Source organism: Streptomyces fungicidicus (assembly GCF_003665435.1).
GTDB classification, from domain to species: Bacteria; Actinomycetota; Actinomycetes; order Streptomycetales; family Streptomycetaceae; genus Streptomyces; species Streptomyces fungicidicus.
Genome location: NZ_CP023407.1, coordinates 1,398,715 through 1,404,786, shown reverse-complemented (window position 1 = coordinate 1,404,786; position 6,072 = coordinate 1,398,715). Strand labels below are relative to the sequence as shown.

General features: G+C 72.9%; 6 protein-coding genes. All 6 read left to right on the top strand.

Features of this window, described 5'->3' with window-relative positions:
• Window positions 1–56: 56 nt before the first annotated feature.
• The 6 genes from CNQ36_RS06395 to CNQ36_RS06370 all read left to right on the top strand — a co-directional run bounded on the left by CNQ36_RS06395 (window position 57) and on the right by CNQ36_RS06370 (window position 6,047).
• Window positions 57–275, top strand: a complete 219-nt coding sequence (locus CNQ36_RS06395; protein ID WP_004933768.1) for an MbtH family protein — start codon at window positions 57–59, stop codon at window positions 273–275.
• Entirely contained in the window at window positions 272–1,276 is a 1,005-nt protein-coding gene (locus tag CNQ36_RS06390) for a class I SAM-dependent methyltransferase (protein WP_121545265.1), read from the top strand. The genes CNQ36_RS06395 and CNQ36_RS06390 overlap by 4 nt, the downstream gene beginning before the upstream one ends.
• Window positions 1,277–1,363: 87 nt before the next feature.
• Complete coding sequence (gene dapF, locus CNQ36_RS06385; RefSeq protein ID WP_163013207.1) at window positions 1,364–2,296, top strand: diaminopimelate epimerase; 933 nt, start codon at window positions 1,364–1,366, stop codon at window positions 2,294–2,296.
• A complete protein-coding gene (locus CNQ36_RS06380; RefSeq protein ID WP_121548381.1) occupies window positions 2,293–3,576 on the top strand; it encodes a cation:proton antiporter in 1,284 nt (427 codons plus the stop codon). The genes dapF and CNQ36_RS06380 overlap by 4 nt, the downstream gene beginning before the upstream one ends.
• Before the next feature lie 108 nt (window positions 3,577–3,684).
• A complete protein-coding gene (locus tag CNQ36_RS06375; RefSeq protein ID WP_004933777.1) occupies window positions 3,685–4,359 on the top strand; it encodes an ATP-binding cassette domain-containing protein in 675 nt (224 codons plus the stop codon).
• Entirely contained in the window at window positions 4,356–6,047 is a 1,692-nt protein-coding gene (locus tag CNQ36_RS06370; RefSeq protein ID WP_121545263.1) for a hypothetical protein, read from the top strand. Before CNQ36_RS06375 ends, CNQ36_RS06370 begins: the two co-directional genes overlap by 4 nt.
• Window positions 6,048–6,072: the final 25 nt, after the last annotated feature.

Genomic DNA, 6,072 nt, shown 5'->3' with positions numbered 1-6,072 from the left:
GCTCGCCCACCCCTGCTCGTTTCCCACGAGATCGAGAAAAGAATGGAGCTCGAACAGTGAGTAATCCCTTCGACGACCCGGACGGCTCCTTCCTGGTGCTGATCAACGACGAGGCGCAGTACTCGCTCTGGCCGGCCTTCGCCGAGATTCCCGGCGGCTGGAAGGTGGTCCACCCGGAGAGCGACCGGCAGACCTGCGTGGACTTCATCGAGAGGGAGTGGACGGACATGCGACCCACGAGCCTGGTCGAGGCCCTGGAAGGGAGCGCGGCATGAGCGGGACGGTGATGGCGCAGGCGGCGCCGACGACGGTCACCGAGGTGTTCAACCACGCCATCACGGCGTCCGCGATCAGCGCGGCGTGGGAGATGGGCGCCTTCGACGCGCTGCGCGTGTCGGAGCGGCTGGACGCGGACGAGTTCGCCGCCCGTGAGGGCCTGGACACCCGCTCGACGCACGAGCTGTTCCGGGCGCTCGCGGCGGCGGACATCGTCTCGCGTGACGGGGCGCAGATCCGGCGCGGCCCCAACTTCGAGGAGGCGGACCGGTGCAAGTCGCTCTTCCACTGGATGACCCGGGGCTGCGGTGAGCTGTTCAGCACCCTCCCGGCACTGGTCCGGGAGAAGAACCGGGTGGGCTCCTTCTACCGCCGTGACGCGGCCGCCATCAGCGTGGCCTGCCGCGAGATCAACGCCGAGTGGTGGGACCCGGTCTTCTGGCCGGTCGTCAGCGGACTGGACTTCACCTCCGTCGCCGACCTCGGGTGTGGCAGCGGCGAACGGCTGATCCGCCTCGCCCGTACCGGGCCCGAAGTCATGGCCCTGGGCATCGACTTCGCCGCGGGTGCCATCGAGGTGGCCACTGCGGCGGTGGCGGAAGCGGGCCTGTCGGACAGGATCAGCCTCGTCCAGGGCGACGCCACGGCGCTCGAGCCCCGCCCCGAGTTCGCCGGAGTCGACCTGCTCACCTGCTTCATGATGGGCCACGACTTCTGGCCGAGGGCGGAGGCCGTCGCCTCGTTGCGCCGCATCCGCGAGGTGTTCCCCGACCTCAAGCACTTCCTGCTCGCCGACGCGACCCGTACCACCTCGTACCCGGACACGGACATGCCGGTGTTCAGCATGGCCTTCGAGCTGGCCCACGCCGTCATGGGCGACTACCTGCCCACGCTGGAGGAATGGCGTCCGGTGTTCGAGGAGGCCGGCTGGCGGTGCGAGGGGGAACACCCCATCTCCGTCCCGGCCGACAGCGTGATGTTCCACCTCGTCCCCAACTGACCGAGGCGCACAGGAAGAAAGTCCACACACACAGAATGCTCACCCGGTCCGGCCGAGCCCGGCGGACCGGGCGAGCCCGTGTGCGGCGTGAACACCGACGAGAGACGTGTCTGCATGGACCAGGACTTCACGAAGTACGAGGCGCTCGGCAACGACTACCTCGTCATCGACCCCAGTGCCGCGTGGGCGAGCCCGACCGCCGACACGGTGCGGATGGTCACCGACCGCCGGCGCGGGGTCGGCGCGGACGGCCTGCTGTTCGGCCCGCTGGCGGACCTCGGTCCGGACGACGGGCCGCCCCTGACGCCCGACGGCGGCGGTGGCGTGTTCGGGCTGCGGATCTTCAACTCCGACGGCACGCCCTGCGCGAGGAGCGGCAACGGCATCCGCGTGTTCGCACGCTACCTGATGGACCACGGCTATGCCGGTGCGGACGACTTCACCATTCGCACGGACGCGGGCCTGACCGCCGTCCGGGTTCTCGACCGGGCCTCCGGCCTGATCCGGCTCGCCCTGGGCCCCATGTCGTCGTCCAGCCGGGACGTCGGCGCCACCGGCCACGACCGGCCCATGCTGCGGGAGACCCTCCGGGTGGACGGGGAGAACATCGAGATCACCTGTCTGTCCGACGGGAATCCCCACTGTGTCGTCGTACGGGAGAACGTCACACCGGAGCTGGCCCATGCCCTCGGGCCGCGGATAGCCGGCCACCCCGCCTTCCCCGGGCGCGTCAACGTGGAGTTCGTGCAGGTGCGGGACCACGCCACCGTGCGCGCGGAGATCTGGGAACGCGGGGCCGGGTACACCCTGGCCTCCGGCAGCGGCGCGTGCGCCGCTGCCCGCGCCGCCCAGCTCCTGGGTCTGACGGGGGAGAAGGTGACCGTCGAGATGCCCGGCGGCAGCCTGGAGGTGGAGACCGCCCGCTCCGGAGAGGTGTCCGTGACGGGCACCGCGGCGCAGGTGGCCACGGGCCGATGGGCGCCGGACTTCCGCGCCCGCCTGACGGGAAGACGCCCGTGAGCGCCCACCAGGTGCAGTTCCTGCTGCTCGACCTGGCGCTGATCATCGTCTGCGCCCGTGCCGCGGGACATCTGTTCCAACGCCTCGGCCAGCCGCCGGTCCTCGGCGAGATCACCGCGGGCATCCTGCTGGGGCCCACCCTTTTCGGACAGGAGGTCACCGACGCGGTGTTCCCCGCGGACGTGCGGCCCCTGCTCGCCGCTCTGGCCAATGTGGGTGTCGCACTGTTCATGCTCGGCGTCGGCATCGATCTCAACCGCGACCTGCTGCGCGGCGGTCAGCGCGTCGTCACCACGCTTGCCACGACTTCCGTGGCGGTGCCGTTCGCGGCGGGCACGCTGGTGGCCCTCCACCTTGCCGAGCGACACGCGCCCGAGCAGCGGCTGGGGTTCATCCTCTTCATGGGCGTGGCCATGTCCGTGACGGCCTTCCCGGTCCTGGCGCGCATCCTCGCGGACCGCGGCCTGAACCGGACGCGGCTGGGCGGGATCGCACTGTGCGCCGCCGCCGTCGGGGACGTACTCGCCTGGTCGATGCTCGCCGCGGTGATGGCGGTCGTCGGACGGGACGGACAGGAGCCGTGGCGCCTGGTACTGCTGCCCGCCTACGTCGCGGTCATGCTGTGGGCGGTACGCCCCGCGCTGCGGCACCTGGAGGAGCGCGGGAGGTTCCAGGACCGCGGACCGGCACTCACCGTCGTGCTCACCGGCCTGCTGCTCTCCTCCGTCGCCACCGAATGGCTGGGCCTGCACTTCCTCTTCGGGGCGTTCCTGTTCGGCGCGGTCCTCCCGCGGGGCACCGGCGACCACCTGCGCACAACGGCCACACAGGAGACCCGGCAGGTCACACTGATCCTGCTGCTGCCCGCCTACTTCCTGCTCGCCGGACTCAAGGTCGATCTGTCCGCGCTGGACCTGGGCGGCTTCGGGGAACTTGCCCTCGTCCTGACCGTCGCCGTCGTCGGAAAGTCCGCGAGCGCCTTCGCGGCGGCCCGGCTGCACGGGCTGGGCAACCACGACTCGGCGGTGCTGGCCACCCTGATGAACACGCGAGGGCTCACCGAGCTGATCGTGCTGACGGTCGGCGTGGAGACGGGAATCCTCGACGGCAGCCTCTACTCGATGATGGTGGTCATGGCCCTGGTCACGACCGCGATGGCGGGCCCGGCGCTGAACCGGCTCCTGCGGACGGGACTCGGTGAGAAGCGTCCCTCCTCGGCCGGACCCGCCGCTCCCGGCGTGCCGCTGCCCGCCCGCCGCGTCCCGGAAGACGCGGAATGAGCCCGAGCGGGTGGCCGTGAACCGTACTCGTGGGCAATCCGGGCGCGACAGTTCCCGTAGATTCGGGTCATGTAACGGCAGCAGACGTCTGCGGAAGGAGTCGAGAGGGTGCGAGCAGCCCTGCTGACAGTAACGGGTGTGAGCCGCACCTTCGGCGAGCGTGAGGCGCTGAGAGCCATCGACCTCGAAGTCGCTGCGGGCGAGTGCGTGGCGCTGCTGGGACCCAACGGCTCGGGGAAGTCGACCCTGCTGCGCATCGCCTGCGGCCGGGACCGGCCCACCACCGGCGAGGTCCACTTCGACGGCGAGCCGATGACGGAGGACGACGTGCGGGTACGCGCCCGGGTGGCGGTCGTCGGTGACGCCCTCGGCTGCTACCCCGACCTGACGGTGCGCCAGCACCTCGAACTGGTCGCCGTGGCCCACCGGGTGCCCGCGGAACGGATCGACGCGCTCCTGAGCGAGCAGCGGCTGAACGGTCACGCGGACTCACTGCCCAGTGCGCTGTCCTCCGGGCAGCTCCAGGCGATGCTGCTCGCGGCGGCTCTGCTGCGCCCCCGTGACCTGCTGGTCCTCGACGAACCCGAGCAACGGCTCGATCCCCGCGCGCGCGGGCGTCTCGCGGACGTGCTGCGGGCCGAGGGCGGCACGGGCGTGGCGGTGCTGTTCGCCACGCACCAGCCCGAGCTGGCGCGGGTCGCCCAGCGTGTGATCGTTCTGGAGGACGGTGCCGTGGTCGCGGACGGCAGCCCGGACGAGGTCCTGAAGGAGCCGGGCGAGTGAGCGGTACCGCTCTGGGGACGGAGGCCGGCGAAGCCGCGGAGGCGGGGCGAGGCGACGTCGTGGACCGGACGGCGGAGACGACGCGCTGGCTGCGGGCCCGCCGCGGCGCCGGCCGGGTCCGCCGGTTCGCCTATGTGTCGTACGTCGCGCTGGTCCTGCTGCTCGGCTGGTACGGCCTGTTCGCCATCGGTCTCTTCCATGAGATCGGCCATCGCAGTCCGCTGGCGGACAGTGCCGGAGCCATCGCCCGGACGCTGCCGTCCGGTCTGGTCCTCGCGGCCCTCGCGGGATTCTTCCTCACGGTCCGCGACGCGTTGTGGCGGGGGCCGGTGATCCTGCCGCGGCCGGACGTCGACTGGCTGCTCGCGCTGCCCGTCCGGCGCCGTCCGGTGCTGCTGCCCTGGTTCGCCCTGTCCGCGGGGATCTGGGCGCTCGCCGCACTGCTGCTTGGCTTCGTGGGCGCGCTGCTCGTCGCGGCGGCCGGCCTCGGCCGGATCGGCCTGCTGGCCCCCGCCTTCCTGGGCCCCGCTGTCTGCGTCGCCCTGCTGGCCGTGGCCGGGGCCACAGTGGTGGAACGGTCCCGGAAGGCCGCCGACCGGCTCCACCGGGCCACCCCGGTGCTGCTGCTCGCCGTTCTGCTCTGCGCCGTGCAGGTGGCGGCCGCGGCGCGGGGGCACCGGTCGAAGGCGCTGGAGACGGTGGAGCTGTGGTCCGGACCGTGGGGCTGGGCGGCGCAGCCCGTCCTGGCCGCCGCGGGCGGGACCGCCCCGCTGTGGCCGCTGGCCCTCGGCCTGCTGGGGGCGGCCACCGCGGCCGCCCTGGTGCACGCCGGGAAAGCGGTCGGCGAGGTGCCCCTCGCGGTGCTGCGGTCGCGGGCCAGGGCGTCGGGCGGGGTGCTGGCCGGCATCCTCGCCGTGGACCTGCGATCGGTCCGGCTGTCCATGACCGGCGGCCTGGAGGTCCGGGGCCGTGGCCGCCTCGAACGGTGGGCCGCCCGGCTGTCCCCGCCGCGTTCTCCCGGTCTGCTGGTCGCCTGGCGTGACGCGGTGGGCCTGGTCATGGCGCCCAGACGGCTCGGACTGATGGTCCTGCTGCTCGTGCCGGCCGGTGCGGCCGCGGGTGCTGCGGCCGGGGGCGGGACGGGTGGGACGACGTACCTCGCCGCCGCGGCGGCCGCGCTGCTCGGCTACTTCGCGGGGTCACAGCTGCTGGAGCCGGCCAGGCTGGACGCCGACGACGTACGGCGCACGGCCTGGTCTCCGCGGCCCTACGAGCGCCTCGCGCTCGAGCACGCGCTCGTGCCCCTCCTCGTGCTGGTGGCCGCGGGATGCCTGGGGTCCGTGCCGGCCGCGCTGTCGGCCGGCGCCACCGCACTGCTGGTGGTGCCTGCCGCCGCGCCGGTGCTGGTCGCCGCGGGGCTGCTGAGCGCGTACCGGTCGCCCGTGCCCGTATGGGTGCTGTACGGCGGTCCGCTGCTCGCCGACGCCGGCCCGATCCTGGCGATGCTGTGGTACGCCGTCGGTCCGATGACCGGGGTCGCGGGAGTCACCGTGCTGCTCGCCGCGCCCCTTCCGGCCGGGATCCCGGAGGCGGCGGATCCACTGGGCCGCGTCGCCGCGTGCTGGGTCCTCGCCCTGCTGATGTTCCGCTGGGTGGCGGGACGCGCACGCCGGCGGATGCGCCCGTAGCCGGGAGTGGGGGGAGAAGAAGGGG

What these genes read in the sequence shown, in the direction of transcription:
- CNQ36_RS06390 (WP_121545265.1), top strand. Translation starts at nt 272, where the DNA reads ATGAGCGGGACGGTGATGGCGCAGGCGGCGCCGACGACGGTCACCGAG.